General features: G+C 41.0%; 25 protein-coding genes. 13 read left to right on the top strand and 12 right to left on the bottom strand.

The features are described from left to right. The first annotated feature begins 189 nt into the window (after positions 1 to 189). The 8 genes from HWQ37_RS22435 (at position 190) to HWQ37_RS22465 (ending at position 3,411) form a co-directional block, all read left to right on the top strand. The gene (locus HWQ37_RS22435; protein ID WP_292750997.1) at positions 190 to 474 is read left to right on the top strand and encodes a hypothetical protein; all 285 of its coding nucleotides are present in this window, start codon (positions 190 to 192) and stop codon (positions 472 to 474) included. Positions 475 to 598: 124 nt separating this feature from the next. After that, complete coding sequence (locus HWQ37_RS22440) at positions 599 to 1,459, top strand: protein kinase domain-containing protein (protein WP_292750999.1); 861 nt, start codon at positions 599 to 601, stop codon at positions 1,457 to 1,459. Positions 1,460 to 1,676: 217 nt separating this feature from the next. Then, entirely contained in the window at positions 1,677 to 1,895 is a 219-nt protein-coding gene (locus tag HWQ37_RS22445; protein ID WP_229552331.1) for a type II toxin-antitoxin system HicB family antitoxin, read from the top strand. After that, entirely contained in the window at positions 1,896 to 2,006 is a 111-nt protein-coding gene (locus HWQ37_RS22450; protein WP_292751003.1) for a type II toxin-antitoxin system HicA family toxin, read from the top strand. It abuts the gene before it with no gap. Continuing rightward, positions 1,999 to 2,118: a type II toxin-antitoxin system HicA family toxin gene (locus HWQ37_RS34705; protein WP_363318171.1), complete on the top strand. Its 120-nt coding sequence runs from the start codon at positions 1,999 to 2,001 to the stop codon at positions 2,116 to 2,118. Before HWQ37_RS22450 ends, HWQ37_RS34705 begins: the two co-directional genes overlap by 8 nt. 122 nt (positions 2,119 to 2,240) lie before the next feature. Continuing rightward, the gene (locus HWQ37_RS22455; protein ID WP_292751005.1) at positions 2,241 to 2,600 is read left to right on the top strand and encodes a hypothetical protein; all 360 of its coding nucleotides are present in this window, start codon (positions 2,241 to 2,243) and stop codon (positions 2,598 to 2,600) included. After that, positions 2,597 to 2,998 carry a type II toxin-antitoxin system VapC family toxin gene (locus HWQ37_RS22460; protein ID WP_292751007.1) on the top strand — a complete coding sequence of 134 codons (402 nt, stop codon included), beginning with the start codon at positions 2,597 to 2,599 and terminating at the stop codon, positions 2,996 to 2,998. Before HWQ37_RS22455 ends, HWQ37_RS22460 begins: the two co-directional genes overlap by 4 nt. Positions 2,999 to 3,147: 149 nt before the next feature. Further along, a complete protein-coding gene (locus tag HWQ37_RS22465) occupies positions 3,148 to 3,411 on the top strand; it encodes a type II toxin-antitoxin system ParD family antitoxin (RefSeq protein ID WP_292751009.1) in 264 nt (87 codons plus the stop codon). Positions 3,412 to 3,707: 296 nt separating this feature from the next. On the opposite strand, the gene HWQ37_RS22470 is transcribed toward HWQ37_RS22465, so the two are convergent. From HWQ37_RS22470 to bioA, 3 genes are all read right to left on the bottom strand, one after another. Further along, positions 3,708 to 5,153 carry a PQQ-dependent sugar dehydrogenase gene (locus HWQ37_RS22470; protein WP_292751011.1) on the bottom strand — a complete coding sequence of 482 codons (1,446 nt, stop codon included), beginning with the start codon at positions 5,151 to 5,153 and terminating at the stop codon, positions 3,708 to 3,710. 103 nt (positions 5,154 to 5,256) lie between these two features. Beyond that, positions 5,257 to 6,600, bottom strand: coding sequence for a DVUA0089 family protein (locus tag HWQ37_RS22475; RefSeq protein WP_292751013.1), 1,344 nt, complete (start codon positions 6,598 to 6,600; stop codon positions 5,257 to 5,259). A 694-nt stretch (positions 6,601 to 7,294) separates the two neighbouring features. Continuing rightward, a complete protein-coding gene (gene bioA, locus HWQ37_RS22480; protein WP_292751015.1) occupies positions 7,295 to 8,572 on the bottom strand; it encodes an adenosylmethionine--8-amino-7-oxononanoate transaminase in 1,278 nt (425 codons plus the stop codon). On the opposite strand from bioA, the gene HWQ37_RS22485 reads away from it, so the two are divergent. Then, on the top strand, positions 8,555 to 8,716 hold the full coding sequence (locus tag HWQ37_RS22485) for a site-specific integrase (RefSeq protein WP_292751016.1): 162 nt from the start codon (positions 8,555 to 8,557) through the stop codon (positions 8,714 to 8,716). The two genes, bioA and HWQ37_RS22485, sit on opposite strands and share 18 nt — an antisense overlap. Positions 8,717 to 8,766: 50 nt before the next feature. Here the strand turns inward: HWQ37_RS22485 and HWQ37_RS22490 are convergent, their stop codons facing one another. After that, the gene (locus HWQ37_RS22490; protein ID WP_292751017.1) at positions 8,767 to 10,023 is read right to left on the bottom strand and encodes an HhoA/HhoB/HtrA family serine endopeptidase; all 1,257 of its coding nucleotides are present in this window, start codon (positions 10,021 to 10,023) and stop codon (positions 8,767 to 8,769) included. Positions 10,024 to 10,108: 85 nt separating this feature from the next. On the opposite strand from HWQ37_RS22490, the gene HWQ37_RS22495 reads away from it, so the two are divergent. Then, the gene (locus HWQ37_RS22495; protein ID WP_292751019.1) at positions 10,109 to 10,306 is read left to right on the top strand and encodes a hypothetical protein; all 198 of its coding nucleotides are present in this window, start codon (positions 10,109 to 10,111) and stop codon (positions 10,304 to 10,306) included. A 123-nt stretch (positions 10,307 to 10,429) separates the two neighbouring features. Beyond that, complete coding sequence (locus tag HWQ37_RS22500; RefSeq protein WP_292751049.1) at positions 10,430 to 11,296, top strand: ATP adenylyltransferase family protein; 867 nt, start codon at positions 10,430 to 10,432, stop codon at positions 11,294 to 11,296. A gap of 215 nt (positions 11,297 to 11,511) precedes the next feature. Here HWQ37_RS22500 and HWQ37_RS22505 read toward each other — a convergent pair whose 3' ends face one another. The 7 genes from HWQ37_RS22505 to HWQ37_RS22535 form a co-directional block, all read right to left on the bottom strand. After that, positions 11,512 to 11,811, bottom strand: coding sequence for a hypothetical protein (locus HWQ37_RS22505; RefSeq protein ID WP_292751021.1), 300 nt, complete (start codon positions 11,809 to 11,811; stop codon positions 11,512 to 11,514). 228 nt (positions 11,812 to 12,039) lie between these two features. Then, the gene (bioD, locus tag HWQ37_RS22510) at positions 12,040 to 12,735 is read right to left on the bottom strand and encodes a dethiobiotin synthase (RefSeq protein WP_292751022.1); all 696 of its coding nucleotides are present in this window, start codon (positions 12,733 to 12,735) and stop codon (positions 12,040 to 12,042) included. Further along, entirely contained in the window at positions 12,735 to 14,483 is a 1,749-nt protein-coding gene (locus tag HWQ37_RS22515) for a protein kinase domain-containing protein (RefSeq protein ID WP_292751051.1), read from the bottom strand. Before HWQ37_RS22515 ends, bioD begins: the two co-directional genes overlap by 1 nt. Before the next feature lie 172 nt (positions 14,484 to 14,655). After that, positions 14,656 to 16,320, bottom strand: a complete 1,665-nt coding sequence (locus HWQ37_RS22520) for a glycosyltransferase family 39 protein (protein ID WP_292751023.1) — start codon at positions 16,318 to 16,320, stop codon at positions 14,656 to 14,658. A gap of 25 nt (positions 16,321 to 16,345) precedes the next feature. Next, positions 16,346 to 16,681: a small multidrug resistance protein gene (locus HWQ37_RS22525; protein ID WP_292751024.1), complete on the bottom strand. Its 336-nt coding sequence runs from the start codon at positions 16,679 to 16,681 to the stop codon at positions 16,346 to 16,348. 55 nt (positions 16,682 to 16,736) lie between these two features. After that, on the bottom strand, positions 16,737 to 17,318 hold the full coding sequence (locus HWQ37_RS22530) for a YqeG family HAD IIIA-type phosphatase (RefSeq protein ID WP_292751025.1): 582 nt from the start codon (positions 17,316 to 17,318) through the stop codon (positions 16,737 to 16,739). Positions 17,319 to 17,361: 43 nt separating this feature from the next. Continuing rightward, positions 17,362 to 18,348 (bottom strand): decaprenyl-phosphate phosphoribosyltransferase, encoded by a 987-nt coding sequence (locus HWQ37_RS22535; RefSeq protein WP_292751027.1) that lies wholly within the window; start codon positions 18,346 to 18,348, stop codon positions 17,362 to 17,364. Positions 18,349 to 18,999: 651 nt separating this feature from the next. Between HWQ37_RS22535 and HWQ37_RS22540 the strand changes: the two genes are divergently transcribed. After that, on the top strand, positions 19,000 to 20,016 hold the full coding sequence (locus tag HWQ37_RS22540) for a ribose-phosphate pyrophosphokinase (protein ID WP_292751029.1): 1,017 nt from the start codon (positions 19,000 to 19,002) through the stop codon (positions 20,014 to 20,016). Positions 20,017 to 20,250: 234 nt separating this feature from the next. Then, complete coding sequence (locus tag HWQ37_RS22545) at positions 20,251 to 20,946, top strand: Uma2 family endonuclease (protein WP_292751031.1); 696 nt, start codon at positions 20,251 to 20,253, stop codon at positions 20,944 to 20,946. 243 nt (positions 20,947 to 21,189) lie between these two features. On the opposite strand, the gene HWQ37_RS22550 is transcribed toward HWQ37_RS22545, so the two are convergent. Continuing rightward, positions 21,190 to 24,810 (bottom strand): response regulator, encoded by a 3,621-nt coding sequence (locus HWQ37_RS22550; protein WP_292751033.1) that lies wholly within the window; start codon positions 24,808 to 24,810, stop codon positions 21,190 to 21,192. Between the last annotated feature and the right edge of the window lie 352 nt (positions 24,811 to 25,162).

Raw genomic sequence — 25,162 nt, forward strand, 5'->3', positions numbered from 1 at the left:
GGATTGACTGCTGAAGCGTTGACAAAACGTGCGATCGCATTAGTGCATTAAGGCTGGAATTATTTCTTCTATTATCGCAAATATACGTATAGAAACGCTGAAAGTGGCGTTGGAATGCGTATATTTGCGTTTTTTTATTGAAGAGAACTTAGCAAGCAGGAAAAATGGGAGTAGATTTGCTGAAATTCGTTGACAAAAGCTGGTTTACGTGTCACAAAAGCTGGTTTACATGTTGCAAAAGCTGGTTTACGTGTCGTAAAAGCTGGTTTACGTGTCGTAAAAGCTGGTTTACGTGTCGCAAAAGCTGGTTTACGTGTCACAAAAGCTGGTTTACGTGTCACAAAAGCTGGTTTACGTGTCGCAAAAGCTGGTTTACGAGTCAGAAACTTAGTTTACAAGTCGCAAAACTTGATTTTTGAGCTAGGACGAAGGGTGATATTTTTATCTGGAAGCGTGGGGAATGTGGAGACTTGAGGAAAAGTGCGATCGGGTTAGTTCATTAAGGCTAAATATAATCTATTATTATACCCCTATCTCAGTGTTTTACTGGATGAGGGTTTGCTATTATGGGGTTTTGATAATTAGCCTAAATACACAAGTGATTAATCCACCAAATTTTCAGCCACCAGAAGAAGGTCATTATATTGATTACAATGGAATGCGATACTTCATCGGTGAAGTTATTGGTCAAGGACACTATGGAAAAGTATATCAATGTGAAGATGAGTGGGGCAATGAACTTGTAGCTAAAGTTCTTGTTCCTCGAAATCAAACATACGAACAAGTTCGAGAACAGTGGTTAGAAGAACTAAACAAGCTAGTGTTACTTCGTCATCCAAAGATTACCTATGTATATGCTGCTTTTGAATGTCGTAATACTTTTTACCTTATTATAGAACGCTGTAATTTTACGCTCAAGGATCTTCTTGAATTCCCAAATTTACAACTAGAACTTTGGTTACCACATGTTGCACGAGAAGTCTTACAAGGAATTAACTTTATACATAATGCAGGCTATGTTCACAAAGATATCCATCATGGAAATGTTTTTTTGTCATTGTTACAGGACAAGATGAATCCAAGTAATGATCCAGTTTTTATGTTTAAAATTGGTGATTTAGGAATAACTAGATTAGAGAAAGATATCGATATATTTAACACAATACTTGCAGAATGGATGTTACCGCCAGAATACCTGGCTCCACTAAAATATGGAGTAATTGGAAGACAGGTAGATATATACCATACAGGGTTATTACTATTAAGTTTACTTCTTGGGGAAATTCCACAATTTACTCATAAAGAAATCTTGGATGGAAAGCCCCGTCAAATAGCAGAGAGTCTTTCTTCGCCGTATAGTACAGCAATAGCAAGATCATTGTGTAGACGGCTTGCATTCAGAACCGAATCAGCCCTCGATTTTTGGCGTGAAATATCAGAGGCAAGCAAATTACAGTAGTAAATAAGAATTTGTGCAAGAAAGCAATTTTTCTGGATTAAAACCTGTGTAAGCAGGTTTTGTTCTTGTAGCCGCAACTTCAGTCGTTTGGAACTCAAAAATACAAGTTGAGGAAGTGTGATCGCACACTTTCTCTTCTACTAATGGAATAAAGTACAAACTTAGGATTTGAACGTTATATTTATTCTAGACCTCAACTATCCAAGATTAATTTATTATGAAATTTCAAGTAATTTTTACCTTTGATTCAGAATATAAAGGCTATGTTGCTGAGGTTCCTGAACTTCCAGGCTGCGTGAGTCAAGGCAAAACACTAGATGAGGCAATTGAAAATATTAAAGATGCCATTACGGGATATCTCCACGTTCAAGCTAAACATGGCAAACCTTATATTGTTAAAGAATCGCAAGTATTTATCGGGGAAGTTGTAGTATAAATGGGACGTTTATCAAATATCTCCGGTAAGGAAGCTGTCAAGATTTTTGAAAAATTTGGTTATGTATTAGATCACCAAACTGGAAGCCATATTATACTTTGGTGTGTGTGAATCAAAACCAACTTTATCAATTCCCAATCATCGGGAATTAGCACCTGGGTTACTTAAAAGTTTGATTCGACAGGCAGGGATTACAGTTGATGAATTCCTCGAAAACAAATGAATTCAGATACAACCATCATTATATTAGTCAGAATAACTCTATGAAATTCTTGAATCATTGGTGTAAATCTTACAGCCTCAGCCAACTATAATGTAATTAAGATTTTACGTAAGGATGGAACCATGACTAATACTCAAAAGATGGTTCGGTTAAACTTAGATTTGTCACCTGAACTAAATCAGATATTAGACGAACTAGCAAATAAAATAGGCACAAGTAAAGGTGATGTTCTGCGTCAGGCTATAACCTTGATGCAAATTATGGTTATAGCTAAAGAGGAAACCAAAAAATTAGGAGTCCCAGAAGCAAATCAATTGATAGTTAATGAAATTCTACTCTCATCTGAACAGCAGCCAAAACCCCATGCATCAGAAGCTTTTTTAGAAACCTTTGGAACTTGGGAAGATACACGCACCGCAGAAGAAATTGTTGATGAAATATATTCAAGTCGTACCATAAGCGATCGCAATTATAGCTTGTGAATTATTTGCTCGACACTGATACGTGTATTTATTGGCTTAAGGGTCGCCAGCCAGTCAGAGATAAATTATTAGCAGTCGGATGGGATGAAGTATGCATTTGTGTCATCACTGCTGCTGAATTGTATTATGGTGCATACAATTCTAATCGAGTTTCAGAAAACTTAGGTAATGCAGAAGACTTTATTCAAAACTTACCCGTTCTACCTTTAACTGATCCTGCTCTGAGAAAGTATGGTGAATTAAAGGCAGAACTCCGTAAAATAGGACAAACAATTGCTGAATTTGATTTACTAATTGCTAGCGTCGCACTTGCAGAAAATTACACTTTAGTAACAAACAATACTCGTCATTACGAACGCATAAACGGATTAAAACTAGAAAACTGGACTCTGCCTTAGAAACTCAACATTAGTTAGTCCTGTAGGCTGTATTATGCTGTCGCTAACCCAGCTTTATCAGTTCAATCCCTAATAACATCTTCTGTGCGATCGCATAAAATGGCAAAAACTGCCATAATCTAGAAAAACAGATTTAAAAACTAACACTTGTGAAAAGTATCAATATTTCCTTACCTGACACCATGCGAACTTATATAGAAGAACAGGTAGCTCAAGGTGGTTACAGCAGTGTCAGCGAATATTTTCGTGAATTAGTGCGACAAGATCAAAAACAAAGAGCTAAAGAACGTCTAGAAACAATGCTTCTGGAAGGATTAAACTCTGGGAATGCAACAGAAATGACTGTTCAAGATTGGGAAGATATCCGTCAAACAATCCGAGAAAGAATCAACAAACATCAAGATGCAATTTAGGCGTGATGTTTGAAATAAAAAAAGACCTCAAGTTATCCGGGACTTAATAGACTGATCCACAATTTCTCTTCTACCAATGGGACGTACTTGTATGCTTAGAGTGAAACAATTGCCACAGTTTCCCCATCTAATGTAACAAATTCAACCTCATATCCTTTGCCACCCTGATGTACTAAAACATTCTCTGCGTACCTCTGCGCTTCCCTTCGCGCCCTATGCGTTTAAATTTCAACCCTCAATTCGCCACGATTTTACGCAAAGCTGTACTAATGTAATGCCAAACTACCCAGTTCACTTTACTTGATAGGCATAGACACTTCCCAAATTCCTTGATTTCCACCATATTCGATCACATAAATCTTATTACCAATAATCTCAGCATCAATGGGATTACTAAAACCTTTGACAAGGCGCGTAGCATTAAGTTTATAGTTAGTATTTCCTACTTTAGTTAACTTTAAATGCAGTAGGTCTTGGCTAGCATCTTTAAAAGGGCCTGGTAGTGTTTCCCCAGTGGGATCGCCTGGTGTCCAACTCAACATAAATCCATCTCTGTTGAATTCTGGACTCATTACTCCTTGTGTATCAAAAACTAATCCTAAAGGAGAACGGTGTGTTGTAAAAGTGCTAAAACTTTGTCCAAGAACACTGGCATCTTTGATTTTTCCATCTACAGGATCGCGGTAATTATCTGCATCCGGCCCAAGATTAGGAATTGGTTCAATCAAATTTCCAGTAGGCCGAGTAGGAAAGGTTGGATCCTTACGATAGTAGCCCCTTTGGATAGCGTTAAATTGAGGGCTTAACAATCGGTCAGTGGCAGGATTATAATTGGGAAATTGTTGTGGATTATCTGTCCCACCAATACGCCAGGGAAAGCCGTAATTACCACCTAAACGCAGCCAATTTAATTCTTCAGACATATCACGATCGGGGCCATTTTCTGTACCAAATAAATCCCCATTGGGTGCAAAAGCCATATCAAAAGTATTGCGTGTTCCTTCTGCAAAAATATAGCCAGCTGTCTTTAAGGCTGCTCGATTGTTTGCCAGAAAAAGATTGTTACCATTACTAGGAAGACGGAGTATACAAGCGGTTAATCCGACCTCACGAGTATTGGGATATAGACCATCAACAGACTGAACCTCACCATGATCGGTACGAGATCCGCTATTCACATAGATAAAGTTACCATCTAGGCTAACAACTACGCCGTTGAAGCGATGGTCATAAGCTGTTTTGCTTTTGGGATAAGCTGCACTCTTAGCTAAAATAGACCAGATACGCTGTCCTGTACTCGAATTAATTACACCCTTAACAATAATCGCTTTAGTCTGATTATTCACAAGGTCTGCATTGCCAACTAAATAAATTGTGCCGTTAGGGCCAATGGCTATACCTTGAGTTTCACTTATATTATGATTGCTAGAATTGTACACAAGTGTACTAGTAGAAGAGGCTAAATTGACTCGATAAATCTCACCATTTCTTTTGAGGTAATAAAGAGTATTGTTTCGTGGATCTTTGACAATCCGCACAGAAGGAGAGACTGATAATGTATTCGTAATATTGCGAATCTTAATATCAGGACGCAGGGATTGAGGTACAACATTTACTCCAATAGTGCTGTGATTTAATAAGATGATTGTAAATAATAGTGTAATTGTAAATAATAGCGTTTTAGTAAAAAACTTACCGAAAAACCTACGTTTCACTTGGTTGGATAATTTAGTGTTATTCATGATTTTATTGATAAAATAGTCAGTTAATTTTGTTGCTAAACCCTCTCGAACGGGGAAAAACTTTAGAGATTCCGGGATAAAATGAACAATGGGTACTATATTCTTATGCCAAACTGACTTCTAGGGTATAAGGAGCAGAGTTACTGTCACTAGTGCCAGAAAAAATTCCGCCATCTTGAGGAAAGAAAGCATATTTACTCACTGAAATGGAGTATGTACCTGCGCCTAGTGAAGCGGTAATTAATGACCCAAAATCGGGGCCGCTATCGTCGTCACTTTGCAGTAAAGTCCCAGCATTGTTAAACAACCCAATAACTGTATCATCAGTTGTCACCGCACTGATGGTGACAGTTTTTGGATTTGCTAGAGAAAATTTAAAAAAGTCGAAATCGGGATTGTCCCCCGGTTGAACTGTTACTAACTCACCTGACAGATTAATGTTTGAGCCGGATGATAAAGAACCCAATCCTTCAGCTCTAGCTAGGGTATTATTTGTAGCTTGTCGAGCATTTTCTCGCTCATAAAAAAAGAAGTCATCACTATCAAGTCTGAGGTTTACTATGCCCTGCACAATACCTATAATTTCATCTGGCTCTGCTCCAGGTTTGTCTAATAATATTTGTGTGTTGGCTCCAACAGTTTGTAGGCGGTAGTCCTTTGGCGAGCCTTTGAGTTCTATTTGGTCTTCATTACGGTTAAAGTCAGTAATGGTAGCCAAGTCCCCAAAACCAGCATTTGCAGTGTTTTTATCGTCGTAGTAGACATTTTTAGCGTCTCCAAGGACAAATCTATCTAACCCAACGCCGCCAGTTAAAGTATCAGTCTCTCCTAATCCCGGTGAAAGTGGACTACCAGGCCAAGCACCAATGAGTATGTCATTACCAGACCCACCATTGAGTATGTCATTGCCAGGCCCACCCTGTAGACTATCATTATCATCCTCACCATTGAGGATATCATTGCCTACATTACCGTCTAGTGTGTCATTGCCTGTTCTTCCATTGAGAGTGTTGTTAAAAGTATTACCAAAGAGAAAGTTGTTCAGACTGTTACCTGTGCCGTTGATGGAGCCAGTTTCCCTGAGCGTCAGGTTCTCTAAATTAGCGCCTAGTGTGTAGGTGACAGAAGACCGGACTGTATCTGTACCTGAATTTACAGCTTCTGTAATGGTATCAATAGCGCTGTCAGTAATGTAAGTGTCGTTGCCTACTCCCCCATTTAAGCTGTCAGTACCCAAGCCGCCATCAAGTGTGTCATCACCAAGGCCACCGATTAAACTGTCGTTTCCTGTCCCGCCAAATAAATTATCATTACCAGCCGCACCATTCAGGGTGTCGTTAGCGGAAATACTATTGGCGTTACCACCATTAGCCCAACCATATATCGTGTCATCTCCCGCAGTCCCATTTATGATGTCAGGAGATGGATTACCGTAAATAACTGCCATATTTATTATTTTTCCTGAATTTCTAACTAATGCCTAAGTTCGGCCTCAGTCAAAGAACTCTTCATAAGTTCAATGTTGATTAATCAAAACTGTAAGTTTAAATACAACAAATACCTTTGCCAACCTAATTAATACCAACTATTACTGAGAAAAGATTAGTTATTGATTTGGTTAGCTTGATTGTGTAAATGGGAACTAATGGGGTCTAATTTATTTTAATTATTTATTTTTAACTCTACCTATAATTATTTATTATCATGACTGAGAGGTTACGTCAAATGCTTTACCAAATCTTAAAAATACAAGTTTTTTTATTTTTAGTACTGTTATAAAAAAATATAAATTTTAATAACCTCGTTCCTAGCCTGGAGGCTGGGAACGAATTCCGAGAGGGCTGCTGCCTCTTGTCAAGAAAGAGGAGGCGGAGCCTCTAGGAATGGTTTCCCAGCCTGGAGGCTGGGAACCAGTTGGGGCAAAGTTGGGGCAAGGGCTGTATCTTAACTTAGGAATAAGAATTAAATAATATACAATTTATGTCCCTGGTTTACCTCACCCTCAATCCCTCTCCTTATAAAGGAGAGGGAAGCTAGAGACAGGATGAAGTTTTGCATCTTATTTAATCCATGTTCCTTAGTGCTATTCGGCACAGCGACAAATAAAAAGTCACTGTACAGTTAATCTGGCTCGTCAAGATTTAGATGCGTTTGCCCTGGTGTGACACCCACTCCTTCATTACTGCGGTGATTCGTCGCAAGTCGTCCTCACCAATGATGTATGGGGGCATAGTGTATAGCCACTTGCTATAGGGGCGGAGCCACACTCCCCGTTCTAGAGCGAACTCCCTGAATCCCACGAGGTTCGACGGAGATTCAAACTCCAGGACTCCTATGGCTCCAAGCACTCGTGCGTCGCAAAGCGATCGCCCCTCCAATCCCTGGATCTCTTCTTTGAGTACTTGCTCAATGGCTTTGACTTTACTAAGGTAGTTTTCGGTTTCGATCAGGCTGATACTTGCCAACGCCACAGCACAGGCGACTGCATTTCCCATGAAAGTTGGCCCGTGCATGAAGGCGAGTTGCGGATCGTCACCGAGAAATGACTCGTAGACTTGGCTTGTAGCGATAGTCGCCGATAGTCCGAAGTATCCCCCAGTGAGCGCTTTACTAAGTACCATGATATCCGGGGTGACATTGGCAAGCTCGGCGGCGAATAAGGCTCCTGTTCGCCCGAAACCTGTTGCTATCTCGTCGAATATGAGTAGCACCCCGTACTCATCACACAGTCTTCGGGCGTGGAATAAATACTCTGGGGGATAGAAGCGAAAGCCACCCGCTCCTTGAAATACTGGTTCGAGGATCATGGCAGCAATCTGGTTTTTGTTCGATCGCAGAAGCTCGGCGAGTTGACAAAGTGATGCTTGGCATTCGTCAGACTCTATGTTTTTACCGCCTGGTGCATCGACGAAATACTGGGGGAGTATAGCCCCTTTGAACAATCGGTGCATTCCCTCGTCGTCGTCACTCACCGACATTGCCCCTGTGGTGTCGCCGTGATACCCCCGGCGGAGGGCTACGAAACGACTTTTCTGTGGTACACCTTTGTTGCGCCAGAACTGAATTGCCATCTTGAGCGCCACCTCTACCCCCACTGAGCCACTGTCAGCAAAGAACACGTGATTGAGCCTCTTAGGGGTAATCCTGACTAACGTCTCAGCGAGATCAATAGCTGCATCGTTAACAAGACCTCCGAGCATAACATGGGCAAATTTTGCAAGCTGTTCCTGAACCGCCTTATTGAGGACAGGGTGATTGTACCCGTGAATAACGCACCACCACGAAGAGATACCGTCAATTAGCACCGTGCCATCATCGAGGTAGAGTTTGACCCCCTCTGCTCGAACTACTTTCAACGGGGATGGAACAGTCTTCATTTGTGCGTAAGGAAGCCAGAGCGAATGAGCTTGTGTGGTCATCGGGACTCATCTTTCGCTACTTGGGCGATCGCTAGTGGGTCATCGCCAGAGAAAAAGGCTTACTGGCTTGGAGACAACGTTCAGACAGTACTTAAATATTACTGTAACCCAGATGTCACCAAGTCAGAAGCCTCTGATTTTTAAGACTACTGACTTGCTACTCAAAAATCCTTCAAAATAGTTCACCACAGCGATTATTGGACTTGGGTGGGGAAAGCACCAGGTTGCACAGCTATGTTAAGATTCTGTCCATTGCGACTTAATTCCATACGTAAGTCGCTCCCGACTTGACTATTTTCTACTGCCTTTTGGACACTACTGGCATCTGTGACTGCTTGACCACCAAGCGTTTGGATCACATCACCAGCACGTATCCCTGCTTTTGCAGCTGGTGAATTTGGTAGAACTTTTATAACTAATACACCTTTATCTTCATTCACACTCAAACCGCTATTGGGATCTGAGTTGATATTTTGTTTAAGCTGAGGTGTTAACCCCACCATCTGAATTCCCAGATAAGGATGTTCGACTTTACCTGTAGCTATTAGCTGACTGGAAATGTGTTGTGCTGTGTTGATTGGAATAGCAAAGCCTAATCCTTGTGCCCCTTGAATAATGGCTGTATTCATGGCAATTACCTCGCCACGGGCATTTAACAGAGGTCCACCGGAGTTACCTGGATTAATCGCCGCGTCGGTTTGAATATACTCTACTCGCTTATCGGGAGCGCCGATTAGATTGCTACTGCGTCCGGTGGCACTAATGATTCCCGTAGTTACTGTATTATCTAATCCAAGGGGATTGCCAATAGCGATCGCCCATTCTCCGGGTTGCAGTTTATCTGAGTTACCCAAGGCTACTAAGGGCAGATTGTCTGCCTGAATCTTGACAACAGCAACATCGGTCAACTCATCTTTTCCTAATACTTTACCTTTAAAGCTACGCCCATCCTTGAGTGTAACTGTCACCGTATCAGCACCATCAACTACGTGAGCATTGGTGAGAATACGACCATCAGCACTAATAATAAAACCGGAACCAGTACCCTTTTCTACCCGATTTTGTTGTTCTGGCATTTGAGAGCCAAAAAAGCGTTGGAAAATTGGATCGTTAAATTCATCTGGTAACTGGGTTTTTATGGTTCGGGAAGAGTCAATTCGTACCACTGCGGGCCCTACTTTTTGCACCACCTGGGTAACAAAGTTAGGATCTGTGCCAGCTGGTAATGGAGGAGCAGCACTTACTCGACTCACTGCCAAATTAGATGCATTTTCAGACACCTGCTGAGAGTGTCCTGCCATATAGCCACCTGCCAATGTCATACCTGATCCCAGCAGCACCAGCGATAGAGAGGCGGCAGCCTTTCTCCAGGGTTTATGATATTTGGCATCAGCAGTATTATGTGAAATGCTATTTGATGGGTGTTCTCTGTCCCTAGATTGGTTTTGCATTGCTGTCTGGAAGGATATTTAGATGTATTACTAATGTAGATATGATTTGTGACAGTTTTGTTGCGGAGGTATTGCGTTGTTGTGAATGCTTTGGTATTTTATCGAACAGAATTCAGGAGTCAGGAGTCAGAATTCAGGAGTCAGAATTCAGGAGTCAGAATTCAGAATTCAGAATGAATTTTGTACGGCACAACGATCGCCTGTAGTTGGGCGCAGTCGAAACTCAGTGCATCGCTGGCAGATAGCGCCGACTGCAAGCGAGTATTTTCGAGTCGCGTCTTGATTCTGAACCGGAGTAACAGAAACGTCTCCGCTTCTGACTTCTGAATTCTTCTTCAATGAACCGTATTGGATTCGTAGAGACTTACATTGCTGCGTACTCTTCATCATGCCTGAAGGAAAAAAAATGGCACAGGGGAAAATCTTACTTAAACCTGGCACTTTATGGACAAGTGTTAAAGAACGGACTGAATATGCTTTGGAATGCGGGGCTTTACTATCGATTCCGACAGAATTTGAATTTGTTGAACAGGATGGGGTACGCTTTTTGGTGCGGATTTTGTCTAACCTGAATCGCAAAAAAGCAGCTAAGGAGAAACAGGAAAAACAATCTGCTACTTCTGGTGAAGAGTTTAATCCTTTTTTGCCCTACGAAGAGGATTTATTTGTGGCGGATATCTCCAATACACATGTATGTATTTTAAATAAATTCAATGTTGTTGATTATCATCTGCTAATCATCACCCGTGGTTTTGAGGAACAAGAAAGCTTACTCACCCTGGAAGATTTTACGGCTATGTGGGCGTGTTTGGCTGATTTCGATGGTTTAGCATTTTACAACAGTAGCAAAACCGCAGGTGCTAGTCAGCGACACAAGCACTTACAATTAGTGCCACTACCACTTGCCCCTTCAGGGTTGCAAATACCGATTGAAGCTTTGCTAAGATCGGCAAAACTTCCTTTTGTACACGCTTTCGCATCACTAAATTCTAATTGGATGCGATCGCCATTGGCAGGAGGGCAAGCAACATTGGAAATCTATCACACTTTGCGTCATGCTGTGGGTTTAGATGCAAAGCAATCTGGCGCTTACAATCTGCTAGCGACACGAGAATGGATGTTAATCGTACCGCGATCGCAAGAGCATTTCCAATCTATCTCTGTGAATTCATTAGGATTCGCTGGTGCTTTGCTGGTGCGAAATGCAGCAGAAATGGAGATTCTTAAAACCCAAGGGCCGATGACTATCCTCAAAAATGTTGCTGTATCCTAATTGAGTTAACTTATATCTTGCACTAGGCGACTGGAAGTCGCGGCTACACAGGCAAAACCCGTCTGCGCGGGTTTCAAACCCTTGATTTTTTGTTAGTCCGCGCAGGTGGACTTCTCTGCGAGACGCTGTTCGCGTTCGTTTGTATAGCCACGATTTCTAATCGCTAGGGCTAGGTGCAAGATGTGAGTTAATGCGATGTTTCAGAGATGTCTATTTTAATATCTAGTAATTATTCCTCCGTGTGATTCTAAACAACGACTAGAGACATTCACTTTTCGCCACAATCCACTTTCATCATTAACAGACCATACTTTAACTCCGCGATCGCCATCATTAAATCTTCTTTCCTCTATCAAAATATAATAGTCAGGTCTTAATATTGTGACTCGAACTCCTCGATTATTGTAAGCTGCACAACTTCCAATAACATGAACACGATTATTAATAGCAAAAGCTGATGTAGCTGAAAAAGAAATAGTTGCGGTAATGATAGCAGCAGTAACTCTATTAAACATTTAGCCTCCAAGACTTTCTAATGTTGATGAAACTGAGCAGAATTATCGTCTATGTATGAATACAGTTAACGGAAATGATATTTCGCAAAAGTAGGAATATATTTTTTTTAGACTTAAGTACTGTACAAATTAACCGTTATGTGGTTAATTAAATCTGATTGTCCTAGAGGGTCGGCTATTAAGCTAATCGGCAATTAAATGCCGATTAGCTTATCTATCAAAATAATGTCAATTTGAATCATTCTCAAGTGTTAGTGTTTCCCAATCTAAATCTGATGCTATTTGAGCAAGTTTATCTAAATCAGTCAGGTTATCTAAATAGGGTAAGCAGCCTAAAACTGGCATGTTAGTGAGTGATTGAATCAATTGATATGGTGTCCAGTCGGCTATTTCTGCATCCGTTCGTCTTTGTACGCAGTTCAACACAATGCCTTTGAGATTGACGCGCGATTGTCTGGCTAATGCTACATTCGCTACTGCTTGAGCGATCGCACCCAATCTCACTGGTACTACCAATACCGTTGGTAAACGCCATTCCCCTGCCAAATCAGCTACCGTTAATTCCTCGGTTATTGGCGAACCTAAGCCTCCCAAGGCTTCTATAAGTACAAAATCACGCTGCGATCGCAATTTAGATAAAGCTTGCCAAACTACTGCTAAATCTACTCGGCGATTTTCCCGTGCTGCGGCGATCGGCGGAGCAAGAGGTGCTTGAAAGTACAAAGGTGTAATTTCTTCAGCAGATTGTTCTAGCACAAATAACTTTTGATACCACTCGCGATCGCCAATCCCCGATTGAATCGGTTTCATGATTCCCCAGCGACGCTGCGGGTAATATTTTTGCCAATAGGCTGCTAAGGCTGTTGTTAAAACAGTTTTACCAGCTTCCGTATCCGTTCCAGTAATTAGTAGTGTATTTAACATTAATTTCTTTGGCCAGAAAATGGTTGTGTTCCATCAGGCGGCGGAATAGTTGGGGCTTCAGTAGTGGTTGGAATTGGCAAGGGTGTCTCTGTGGGAATTGGCAAGGGTGTCGCTGTGGGAATTGGCAATGGTGTCTCTGTAGGAATTGGCAAAGGTGTCTCTGTAGGAATTGGCAATGGTGTTTCTGTAGGAATTGGCAATGGTGTTTCTGTGGGTGTTGGTTTGACTGGTTTTTCTAATCCAACATTGAGGTTGTAATTACTTTCGGCAACTCCTGAAAGCAGAGTTAACTCAATAGTATATCTACCAGTAACCAACAATGTGCCTTGATAAAATGTGACTTGTTGGGCTGTATTCTCGATTGGTTGGCCGTTGGGACTTAAGACTGTTAGCAGAATGCTGCTTGCTGGGTCAATAAACGTGTTTAATTTAGCACCTTCTCGTCCAAAAAAGCTGTACTGGATAATTTGATTTGCTTTGAGAGTACCTTCAACCTTAGTTGGTTTAGAGGCTGTAAGCTTGAGGCGCTTAGTAGATACAACAGGCCGATCGCTAGTAGGTGTAGGTGTAGGTGTCGGTGTTGGTGTTGGTGTCGGTGTCGGTGTTGGCGTGAATGTCGTACCACTAGGAATTACTGGTGAAGGGAAATTTTGTGGAAGCGTTTCATTTGGTGTTTTTGGCTGACTGCGGATGGAACTGACTAATGCCCAAGAACCAAATCCGGCGACGATGACGACAACAATGCCAATTGCGGCGATCGCTAAGGGATTATCTAAAATTGAGCTAGTAGGACTTGCTGGAATCACAGGATCGGGTTTTTTGGGCGAAGCTGCTGGTGTTACTAAGTCAGGACGGCGACTAACTGCCATTGTCTGCAAGTTAGACACATTCACCTTAGGAAGATTGACTTCTTGTAAAGGTTGTAGTGCTTGAGATACACTAGCAGCACTTTGATAGCGATCGCTCGGTAGATGATTCAACATTCGATTCAACACTACAGCAAATTGTGGGTTCACTTTTACCCATCGCTGCCAATTCCAAGTTACTTGGTTTCGATCGAATAGATCCTTTGGTTCTTTACCAGTCAACAAAACAATCGCGCTTACCGCTAATGCATACAAATCACTACTAGGATAAGCCCCCCCTGTTTGCATTTGTTCGCTGGGAGAGTAGCCTAATTTTCCCACGGTGGTTTCTGGTAGCGGACTTTCTGGGGATTGTAAGCGCGTCGCCAGTTCCTTCACCACCCCAAAGTCAATTAATACAGGTTTAGCATCACTATCCCGCAAAATAATATTTTCTGGCGAGATATCCCGATGAATAATCCCTCGACTGTGAATATGCTCTAAAACAGGCAACAACATCTGTATTAACTGCAATACTTCAGCCTCTGTGAAAGTTTTACCCACAGCTTGACGTTCAGCCAGCAGAGTTCGGTACGTCTGACCTGCAACATAGTCCTCCACCAAAAATAAGCGTTGTTCTTGCTCAAATCTTTCCCGGAATTTTGGCACTTGTGGGTGTTCGATTTGATACAAAATTGCAGCTTCTCGGTGAAAAAGCTCTTGTGCCTTCTCCCAATCCAAAGCCGACCTTGCTGTTGAATTCAATTCCTTGATCGCGCAAAGTTCGTTAAACCGCCTCTGGTCTTCTGCCAGATAGGTTCTACCAAATCCTCCTTGTCCGAGAATTTGAATTATGCGGTAACGGTTTTGCAAGACAGTGCCAACTGTAATCGGTGGTTGCATGAGCGATTGCTTGAGTGTAGTAGCAACTGAGAAGGAAGTCACCCACAAAGATTAAGTCCAAGAGGCGACGAGACAGTTTACCTGCGGCAATATTCTACTATACACAACAAGTACACCTCACCAGAGTAAGGTTTTTCTGACTCTATAACTTTCAGAGTCCCCAATGGCTAATTCAATTTTTCTTCCTGGGAAAACGATAGATTTTGAAATATGTAAAATTAACTTTAGAATCCAGCTTGTACAAATCACTCATCTGTTTTTCAATCAATCCTTTGCCAAATAAATGGTCACGATTCACTACAATTAAAACTGTATCGGCATTATTTGTTAATTTTTCAATTCTTTCGGCAAAATGTTCCTCAATAATTCCTTTTCTTAAAGGATCGCCTAAATCCATTCCATTCAGAGTTAGAGTGTCACCGTAGTATCTAAATAATCTTGGATTGGCAAATAAAAATACAGATTTTGTAGAAGGCGACTGATTTTTTATTAGATACTGGACAACAGACCGATAGTCATCTTTTTGATAGTCAGCATTGAAGTAGTAGTTAAAAAGAGAATAAATATTCAGAACTATCAAAGATATGACAGCAATTTGAGCAAACTGAGATATTCCATAGCGCTTTGAGCTAATACCAGGTTTTTGACTCAAAACAGATGGAATCAGCATGGCAAGTGGGAACCAAAGATAATAAGAGTGACGCGGTACCCAATTAAATTTGGCGACTACGGCTAAGACCAATCCTAGTAAAAATGCCAGGACAAAAACCGAAGCAAAGAAGTAATCAGGATGTGACTCGCTGCTATTTTTTTTGTATCTCAATAAAACTTTTATTAAAGCAAGAAAAATTACAGTGCAGACAATCAACAATAGAAGTATGTGAGGCCAATAATGAAGTAGAACCTGTATTCTATCATCGCCGCGTAACTGCTCCATTGAAGGCCCATAGGTTGTCCCCACTAAAATCCCATTTAGCACGAAAAGAATATTTTGAATTATGGGAAACCCCAAACGAGAAATTACAATGCTTTCGGGATCGGTTGCTCCAGGTAAAGTTAAGTGATAGAAAATTGATAATGTACAGAAAAACGCAGCCGGAAGCCACCATTGCAACCATTGTCTAAAATTTCTATAGATAGCAATATGAGATAGGCATAAAGCTATCGTGAAAGCGAGCATATTAATATTACTAAAAATTCCTAATCCTGCAAAAATACCGAACAGCCATTTTGAAATGCTTTGGCGATCGCCATTTTTAACTAATACTTTGCTAAAGAAATATAGTTGAAGTGAGGCTATAAACATTGCTAAGGCATAAATTCTGGCCTCTTGGCTATAGTAAACACAGAAAGAGCTAAATGTCACGATTAGCAAAGACCATAAAGCGTGTTTTTTGCCATATATTCGCAAAGCAGTAAAGAATATAACGATATTTGTGCCAATTCCTAAAACAGCAGAAAGTGAGCGAAGGGCAAATTCACTTTCACCAAATACCTTACGCCACAAAAACAAAACTATAAAATATAATGGTTGAAATCTATCACTATCTTTGATGTGTCTAACTCTCGAAATGCTCTCTTGAAGTGTCGAGACATCAGAATTACCTAAGCTCAAACCTTCATCAAACCAAAGGCTTTGGTTTGACAGCATAAAGAAACGGAGAAAAACACCCAAAAAAATTACTATTAAAACAGAGACATAATATCTAGACCATCTCTGATTGAGGATTTTAATCATAACTTTATTTCTTGTGTATGACACTAGATAAATGGCTGCGGCATACCTGCTTTTATTCCAACTTGTAGAATCATGAATCAGGCAAATGCTTGCAGACATAACTTAAGTATTTTGGAAATACTAGTCAATGTTTACTTGAAGCGATCGCCCAGATCCCGCTCAACATTAAACCGGCTCCTAACCATTGGCCAATTAAGACTTTTTCTCGTAAAACTACAGCACCAGTAATCATTGTGAATATAATTGTTAATCCTATCACGAGAGGATAAGCAACAGATAAATTCAATTTCCCTAAAACTAGCACGTAAAAAACTGTACTTAAACCATAACTACAAATTCCTCCTAGTAAATAGATATTTAACGGATTTTGTCCTGCGCCTAGTTTTAATAGATTCTGAGCTAGTGTATTTAACCCCACTGTGATTAAAATCAGCAAACTAAAGATTATAGGGTTATTCATGGTAAAAATTTACTAAATTTATCAAGTGATATTTTTTGAGCGAAAGAGCAATTTCTCAGAAATTCTTATAACCAACAGCATCATCAAAATCCCAAAGTTCTCTTTCAGATGGATAATGTATTTGCACCCATTTACCAGCAAGTTTTTCCCACCATCGTGGCGGATGTGGTAGGGTAGCAACTTGGATGAAGCCACATCCAGAAAGTAATGCTCCCATAAAATCGGTATGTAAGCTATCACCAACAACTAGTATGTGTTTTGCTGGGAAGCGCATATAGGCGATCGCTTGTCGAAATGCGGGGGGAAAGGGTTTTTTTGCAGGACTTAATGCTGGAATATCAAGACGATGAGACCAATATTTGACACGATAGCGACGTTTCCCATTTGAGAGGATAAAAAATTGTAATCCAGCTAACTTTGCTTGTGTAATCCAATCTTCTGCATAAGGAGATAGATAGCGATCGTCTTCAGAAATAATAGTGTTATCTAAATCAAGAATGATTCCTTTAACACCACAAATCTTGATTTTGTCAATTTCTATTTCAGCTAGTGTATGGATATGTCGTGGAAGGTGATGGCGTTTCTCCTTAATGCCAAATTTGGGCCACTTCAGCAAAAAAGTTTTGAAATTTTTCATCCGCAAAGTCCCGAAAATTATGTCATTGGTCTATTTACCAGATTTATTCAATCATTCCTTGATGTTTGAGCAAAAGAATTACAAAGCAAGTAAATACCCAACCAATGACAGTTAACAGAATGGGCAAATCTTTCAATAAAACTTCTTCTGGTCGCTCACTGCGTCCACCTTGTTCGATAATCTCGTCACTGTAACTAGCAATTTCTTCCGGGTCACTCAGCAATTGATAGCGAAAAATTCCATACAAAACAAACGGTAAAGTCAGTAGCATCCAAGATGTAGGCGCTCCGTGTAGATAAGGCCCAGCACTCCAAAGAGCATAGGTGACTACCGTGCCAGTGGTGACAACATTTTCCATACGCCCCAGCAAAGGCAAGGAATAGTATTTGAGGACAGAGCGAGGCTTGCTGCCTTTTATTTTTGCTAACCGTAGTTCTGCTTTGCGTTTTTCAATTCCCAAGAATAGCGCCAGCATCGCAGTGCAGATTAAAAACCAAGATGATAAAGTAATTCCAGTGGCAGCAGCGCCGGCATAAGCTCGTAAAACAAATCCGGTAGCGATCGCTCCCACATCCAAAATCACCATTCGTTTGAGTCGCAAATTATAAGCTATCTGCAATAGGGCGTATGCACTTATAGCTGCACCCAACTGCGGCGATCGCAACCACCCAAAAATCAAAGCACTACTCAACAGTACCAATGCCATCACACTAGCAACACGAGTGCTAACTAATCCAGATGCAATTGGCCGCTTACACTTGACAGGGTGCTGGCGATCGGATTCAACATCTACGATGTCATTGATTAAGTAGAAGCCACTTGATGCACAGCAAAATAATACAAATGCCAATAGGCTACCTAGCAGAGATTGGAGATTTATGCTAAACGCGAATAATGGTGCTGCAAACACCACCAGGTTTTTTGTCCATTGTCGCGGTCGCATAGCAGCTAAGTAGTATCCTGACTTCTTGGAACTAGTTGCTATGGCAGTTAAAGATTTTTCTACTACAGAAGTACGTTGAGAAGCCATAAGTATACCTGCCGCTTCAAGATTTCAGGAGAACTATATTGAGCAATTTTTTAATTTTATTAAAATTTAACTGAGTAAAATTACTGGTAGCTTTTACCTAGCTGATATTACACTTATTGAGTAATATTTTGGAATAAAAAAACATATTACTATACAATCTTTATGTAAGCTTTATCTAATCTTTATACAAAAACTTCTACGTAAGTAAACTGTGTCTAATGCTAGAGTCTTCTCAATATATCGTTTTTTGTCAATCTGCTAAGTACTAAGATAATATGCTACAATTTCAATACTTAGGCAAAAGTGTTGTAGTGTATATGAGAACAAACTTCAATATCACTTAAGTTATAAATGCTTTACTGTCAGTTATAAATGAGGTAGTTAGCAGAAGCTATCTAGCACCCCAATATTTTTTTGAGAGATTGGGTTATTTACCTCAACTCAAAAATTTTAACTATAGACTACTAGTGGACGATCTTGATGTCCGTTAAGCTATCGGTAGTTTGTTTACCAAGAAAATTAGACAATTAGCAAATGATAATTTTATGGGAAAATGTTTAAATTTTGTATGGAAGCTTCCACAAAACTCACAGATGTTTTTTTAGTCTATTTCTCGGTGAAATCTATTAAATCTCTAATGATAATATTGCTATGAATGCACATAGAGGATCTGCTGTGCTGAGTTCTGCAACTTTCAAAGTGCAACCATCTACAACAGGACTGAACGAGAATCATCGCTTGCGGCTGTTTTCTGGCTCTGCCAATATACAACTGTCTCAAGAAGTTGCTCGTTACGTGGGTATGGACTTGGGGCCGATGATTCGCAAAAGATTTGCGGATGGAGAACTTTACGTTCAAATTCAAGAATCGATTCGGGGTTGTGATGTCTATTTAATCCAGCCATGTTGTCAACCCGTAAACGATCATTTGATGGAATTATTGATTATGGTTGATGCCTGTCGTCGAGCTTCTGCGCGACAGGTAACGGCAGTAATTCCCTATTATGGTTATGCACGTGCCGATCGCAAAACCGCAGGACGAGAATCAATAACCGCCAAACTGGTTGCTAACTTAATCACCGAAGCCGGTGCTAACCGCGTTCTGGCAATGGATTTACACTCGGCTCAGATTCAAGGCTATTTCGATATACCCTTTGACCATGTTTATGGTTCACCAGTATTGCTAGATTATCTAGCAAGCAAACAACTGCCAGACTTAGTAGTTGTTTCTCCTGATGTTGGTGGTGTAGCCCGAGCTAGGGCATTTGCGAAAAAACTGGGTGATGCTCCACTGGCGATTATTGATAAACGTCGTCAGGCACATAATGTTGCAGAAGTGTTAAATATCATCGGTGATGTTAAAGGCAAAACAGCAGTATTAGTGGATGACATGATCGACACTGGGGGCACGATCGCAGAAGGGGCGCGATTACTGCGTGAAGAAGGAGCGCGTCAGGTATATGCCTGTGCAACTCATGCGGTGTTCTCTCCACCAGCGATGGAGCGGTTGTCTAGTGGCTTGTTTGAGGAAGTCATTGTCACTAATACGATTCCCATTCCAGAAAACAATCGTTTTCCCCAACTAGTGGTGCTTTCAGTAGCAAATCTGTTAGGAGAAACTATCTGGCGGATTCATGAAGATACTTCAGTCAGTAGTATGTTCCGCTAAGACTGGCATTCATGTTATGGGCATAAAATACCCACGCTGTACCCGTTCAGGAGGTCAGTGTGGGTTTTTAACTATATAAGTGTTTTAAACGCATAGGCGCTTCGCCTTCCCGCAGGGTAGGGGCGCTGAGGGAAGCGCTGAGGGATTCGCTATGAACTTACGAAATTATGTACTAAGTTTAAAATTAGAATACTTTGATTCATCTGGGACAATTTGGGTAAAGAGGACAATGGGATGGTTGCAACTCCTAAAAAAGTGATTTCAGTTTTACCTCTGGAAAATGGCGATCGCTTATCTCGATGCGAATTTGAGCGACGCTATCAGGCAATGCCGCATTTAAGAAAAGCTGAACTGGTTGAGGGAGTTGTGTATATCATGGCATCGCCACTGAGAATTAAAAGTCATGGGGAACCACATGGCGATCTGATCGGGTGGTTATGGAACTATAAAATGGCAACGCCTGGGGTTGTTCTGGGAATTGAACCCACAGTGCGTTTAGATCCCGATAATGAGCCACAACCTGACGCGGTACTATTCATTCCGGGCAGACAGGCAGTGATTAGTGAGGATGATTATATCCAAGGCGCACCCGAACTAGTGATAGAAGTGGCAGCAAGCAGTGCAGCTATCGATTTACATGATAAAAAACGCACCTATCGACGGAATGGAGTACAGGAGTATATTGTCTGGCGAACATTAGATAATCAGTTGGATTGGTTTAAGCTGCAAGCGGATGAGTATGTTTCGCTACCAATTGATGAGCAGGGAATTATTCGCAGTCAGGTGTTTCCGGGGTTGTGGTTGGCGGTATCTGCCTTACTGTCAAGAGAAATGGCAACGGTGTTATCTGTATTACAAGCAGGTTTAGTTGCCACTGAACATCAAGAATTTATGCAAAAGTTGAATGAGAATATGGGAAATAGGGAATAGATATGTACTGATACCAATTCTATATGAAGATGCGCTAAATCATATTAGGACTGAAGTATAAGAAAGAAAAACGAACCGCAAAGGGCGCAAAGGACACAAAGAAAGAAAGAAAGAAAGAAAGAAAGAAAGAAAATTTGGCGCAGCCTCACAAAGAAATGGTATGAGTTTTTTCAAAAATCAAATAGGAGTCCTATACGAGTATGGAAAAGCCCTCTTGGAAAAGGCTAATAAAAAAGATGATTCCTACCGATACAGCCAAACCCGGAGCAGTGAAAGCAGTTGCTCAGTATCTACAGGTTTGGTGATGTAGTCAGAGGCTCCAGCTTCAATGCACTTTTCCTTGTCACCTGGCATGGCTTTGGCAGTTAAAGCAATGATTGGTAGCGAGCGAAACTGTTGTAGCTGGCGGATGGCGCGGGTAGTTTCATAACCATCCATTTCCGGCATCATGATATCCATCAAAACTATATTAATTTCAGGATTAGTTTGCAGTCTCTCTATACCATCTCTGCCGTTTTCAGCAAATAGGACTTGCATTTGATAGCTTTCTAAAAAGCTGGTGAGGGCAAAAATATTTCTCAGGTCATCATCTACAATCAAAATTTTCCGATTAGCTAGCACCGGATCGGTTTGATGTAGTTGCTCTAGCATTTGCCGCTTTGGTTGGGGCAAATTTGCTTGCACGCGATGTAAAAATAAGGCAGTTTCATCTAACAACCGCTCTGGCGATCGCACATTTTTAATAATAATTGTCTCTGCCAGTCCCCGCAACTGGGTTTCTTCTTGTCGGCTGAGTTCTTTGCCGGTGTAAACAATTATCGGCAGTTTCAAAAGCTTGGGTTCAAGTTTGATCTGCTCAATCAGGGCAAACCCGCTCATATCGGGCAGACCGAGATCGAGTACCATACAATCAAAGTGATGCGATCGCAAAATCGAGAGGGCTTCTGCTCCCGTACCCACTGCTGTACTCTGGACATCGCCATTACCAATCAGTTCCATAATGCTTTGGGCTTGTACTGGGTCATCTTCGACGATTAGGAGATTTTTGACCTGACGCTCAAGAAAGCCTTTAATGTCTGTCAAGACTTGAGTTAGCGCTTCTGGAGACACGGGTTTTTGGAGATAGGTAATCGCTCCTAGTTGTAATCCCCGTTGTTGTCTTTCATCAACAGAAAGTATGTGTACTGGTATATGTCTGGTATCTGGTTTATGCTTCAGACGATCCAGCACCGTCCAACCATCCATCTCTGGCATGTGGATGTCTAGCATAATCGCATCGGGTTTAAACTGTTCCGCTAATGCTAGACCTTGTTTGCTCTGTAAAGCAACGATGGTTTTAAAGCCCTGTTGACGTGCCATATCTAATAAGATACGGGCAAATTTATCGTCATCCTCAATAATTAGCAAAATGCGATCGCCCGGTTGAATTATTTCCCGGTCATCTGGAATATCGTTGGATAAGTTGGGAAGTACTTTCACTGATGGAGATATATCCACAATTGTGGGTTTGTTTTCCACCTTTGGTACTTGTTTTATGGTCAATGCTGTGCCGATAGGGGTTATTGGCTCAAGTGGTGTGGTGATATTTTCACCATTCTTTTCCTGTCGCCTGGGCAAGTAAAGGGTGAAGGTGCTTCCCTGTCCTGGTTCGCTGAGTAGTTCAATTCTCCCTCCCAACAGTTGAGCTAATTCTCGGCTGATGGACAAGCCCAAGCCAGTCCCGCCGTACTTGCGGCTGGTAGTGCCATCTGCTTGCTGAAATGCCTCGAAAATAATCTTCTGCTTTTCGGCTGGAATGCCTATGCCTGTGTCGCTGACGGCAAAAGCAATCATAGAATTATCAACTTGGGTTATTTGTAACTTCACGCCTCCCTTTTCTGTAAATTTAAAGGCGTTAGCTAGAAGATTTTTCAGCACTTGTTGTAGACGTTTGGAGTCGTTATAAATTGTCGCGGGTAACTTCTCATCCAGTTCAATAGTAAAACTGAGTTCTTTATTGTGGGCAACTTGCCGAAAAGTCTGCTCTAAAGATGTTTCCAAATCTACAAGAGCAATTTGCTCAATGTCGAGCGACATAGTACCCGACTCAATTTTTGCCAAATCTAGAATGTCATTGATTAATTCCAGCAAATCAGTCCCAGCCGAGTAAATAGTCCGGCTATACTCTACCTGTTTGGCGGTCAAGTTGTTAAGAGAGTTATCTGCTAGCAGCCTTGCTAAAATTAATAGGCTATTTAACGGTGTCCGCAGTTCGTGGGACATATTCGCCAGAAATTCTGACTTATATTTGGAAGACAAGGCCAGTTGTTCGGCTTTTTCTTCCAAAGCTTGTCTCGCCCGCTCAACTTCCTGATTCTTGCGCGCCACTTCCCGATTTTGAACTTCTAACAATTCTGCCTTTTCTTCTAGTTCTTCATTTAATTGTTGTAATTCTTCGTTAGATTGCTTGACAAGAAATTGTGATTCTTCTAACTCCTGTGCCTGTTTTTCTAGGCGTTGATTGCTTTGTTGTAGTTCTTCTTGCTGGGTTTGCAGTTCTTCTGTTAAAGCAACAGATTCTTCAAGTAGTTGCTGTGTTTGCAATTGTGAGGCGATGTTATTTAAAAATACACCTAGATTTTCACTCAGTTGCTCTAAAAATGTTAGATGTAACTGGTTAAAAGGCCCAAAAGAGGCAAGTTCAATTACGGCATTTACCTGCCCTTCAAATAGTATGGGCAAGACGATAATATTTAGCGGTGGTGCTTCTCCCAAGCCGGAAGTGATGCGGATATAGTCACTGGGAACTTCTGTGAGCAGGATTCTTTGTTTTTCTAGGGCGGATTGTCCCACCAATCCCTCGCCCAAGCGAAACTCATTTGCTAGGTTTTTCCGCTCTTTGTAAGCATAACTACTCAACAACTTTAGTATCGGCTGGTCGTCTATGGAGTCCATCACATAAAAAACGCCCTGTGATGCCCCAACCAGTGGTGCTAAGTTCGATAAGATCGTCTGGGCGACGCTTTCTAGATTTCGCTGCCCTTGAAGCATCTGGGTAAATTCAGCTAAGTTAGATTTTAGCCAGTTTTGCTCCTCATTTTTTTGAGTTGTGTTTCGCAGATTAACAATCATCTGGTTAAAGGTGCGTGTCAATACACCGATTTCATCTTGGCGATCGCTATCTGGTAAACTCACAGATAAATCCCCATCGGCCATTTTTTCTGCCAAATCAGAAATTTGCTTCAGAGGTACTGAGATATGCCTGGTCAAGGTGAATCCAATTAAAGCTAACAGCAAAGAAAAGAAGGGTATACTATAGGCAATGCTGGCGAGGGTTTGCCGACCTGCTGCTTGTGCCTTCTCAGAGCGCTGTTTCAGCAGTATATTCTCCTCATTTTTCATCGCCTGGATAACTTTCTGGATATTATCCATCAGTCGCTTACCCTGGTCTGTCAAAACAGCTTTCTGAGAAGCTTCTAAACCTTGATTTTGCCGTAGCTCAATGACATTTTTCATTACAGCCATTCTCTCCGTTAGCAATGGCTGCAAAGAGTCAAGCCGATTTTGCTGATTGGGGTTATCTGCTGTTAATCTTTGAAGTTCGTTAAATTTTTGATTTATTACTTGAATAGCAGCATTATAAGGTTCTAAATAGCGCTGTTCTCCAGTGATAATGTAACCGCGTTGTCCTGTCTCAGCATTTGTCAGTTGCAAGTTGAGGTCTTCAAGCTGACTTAACACCTGGTAAGTATGGCTTTCTTTGCGCGAAGTTTGAATCAGCTCATTGGTGCTTTGATAGGAGATTAGACCAATGGTGGTCAGAGTTGCCAAACTCAAGGCAAAACTTACTCCAATTTTTGGACCAATCTTCAAACGGTTCAACATTATTCTAGGCAGGTATTCAAATTATGTCTGTTTTTGAGACTATTTTGATGATGTTTTGGCTATCCAAAATCAATGTCGGATATTTCGTTCTAGGATATGCCTAGTTTTTGGCACACCAAATATTATCATCTTTTTCAAGAGATAAACTTATTTTAAATAACTATAGTTATGAATATTCTATTGTAATGGTTAAATAACTTTGAGCTTAACAAAAAGGCTGAATAGTAAAATTAAGCAGCCGGATAGGGAAAACTAAATTTATGAAATCGCAATTTGTATAAATGCTAAATATAGTGGTTTTTGCGGTTGTTGTATATAACATCTATGGCAATTGTACATCACTCTATAGAGC

Origin of the sequence: Nostoc sp. NMS4 (assembly GCF_017115095.1) — a bacterium.
Classification (GTDB): Bacteria; Cyanobacteriota; Cyanobacteriia; order Cyanobacteriales; family Nostocaceae; genus Nostoc.

Excerpts from the sequence above, each read along its gene's own strand:
- HWQ37_RS22445 (WP_229552331.1), top strand. The coding sequence starts at position 1,677 with ATGAAATTTCAAGTAATTTTTACCTTTGATTCAGAATATAAAGGCTAT.
- HWQ37_RS22450 (WP_292751003.1), top strand. The coding sequence starts at position 1,896 with ATGGGACGTTTATCAAATATCTCCGGTAAGGAAGCTGTCAAGATTTTT.
- HWQ37_RS22455 (WP_292751005.1), top strand. The coding sequence starts at position 2,241 with ATGACTAATACTCAAAAGATGGTTCGGTTAAACTTAGATTTGTCACCT.
- HWQ37_RS22470 (WP_292751011.1), bottom strand. The coding sequence starts at position 5,153 with ATGAATAACACTAAATTATCCAACCAAGTGAAACGTAGGTTTTTCGGT.
- HWQ37_RS22475 (WP_292751013.1), bottom strand. The coding sequence starts at position 6,600 with ATGGCAGTTATTTACGGTAATCCATCTCCTGACATCATAAATGGGACT.
- HWQ37_RS22485 (WP_292751016.1), top strand. The coding sequence starts at position 8,555 with ATGAGCTTGTGTGGTCATCGGGACTCATCTTTCGCTACTTGGGCGATC.
- bioA (WP_292751015.1), bottom strand. The coding sequence starts at position 8,572 with ATGACCACACAAGCTCATTCGCTCTGGCTTCCTTACGCACAAATGAAG.
- HWQ37_RS22490 (WP_292751017.1), bottom strand. The coding sequence starts at position 10,023 with ATGCAAAACCAATCTAGGGACAGAGAACACCCATCAAATAGCATTTCA.
- HWQ37_RS22495 (WP_292751019.1), top strand. The coding sequence starts at position 10,109 with ATGCTTTGGTATTTTATCGAACAGAATTCAGGAGTCAGGAGTCAGAAT.
- HWQ37_RS22500 (WP_292751049.1), top strand. The coding sequence starts at position 10,430 with ATGGCACAGGGGAAAATCTTACTTAAACCTGGCACTTTATGGACAAGT.
- HWQ37_RS22505 (WP_292751021.1), bottom strand. The coding sequence starts at position 11,811 with ATGTTTAATAGAGTTACTGCTGCTATCATTACCGCAACTATTTCTTTT.
- bioD (WP_292751022.1), bottom strand. The coding sequence starts at position 12,735 with ATGTTAAATACACTACTAATTACTGGAACGGATACGGAAGCTGGTAAA.
- HWQ37_RS22515 (WP_292751051.1), bottom strand. The coding sequence starts at position 14,483 with ATGCAACCACCGATTACAGTTGGCACTGTCTTGCAAAACCGTTACCGC.
- HWQ37_RS22520 (WP_292751023.1), bottom strand. The coding sequence starts at position 16,320 with ATGTCTGCAAGCATTTGCCTGATTCATGATTCTACAAGTTGGAATAAA.
- HWQ37_RS22525 (WP_292751024.1), bottom strand. The coding sequence starts at position 16,681 with ATGAATAACCCTATAATCTTTAGTTTGCTGATTTTAATCACAGTGGGG.
- HWQ37_RS22530 (WP_292751025.1), bottom strand. The coding sequence starts at position 17,318 with ATGAAAAATTTCAAAACTTTTTTGCTGAAGTGGCCCAAATTTGGCATT.
- HWQ37_RS22535 (WP_292751027.1), bottom strand. The coding sequence starts at position 18,348 with ATGGCTTCTCAACGTACTTCTGTAGTAGAAAAATCTTTAACTGCCATA.
- HWQ37_RS22540 (WP_292751029.1), top strand. The coding sequence starts at position 19,000 with ATGAATGCACATAGAGGATCTGCTGTGCTGAGTTCTGCAACTTTCAAA.
- HWQ37_RS22545 (WP_292751031.1), top strand. The coding sequence starts at position 20,251 with ATGGTTGCAACTCCTAAAAAAGTGATTTCAGTTTTACCTCTGGAAAAT.
- HWQ37_RS22550 (WP_292751033.1), bottom strand. The coding sequence starts at position 24,810 with ATGTTGAACCGTTTGAAGATTGGTCCAAAAATTGGAGTAAGTTTTGCC.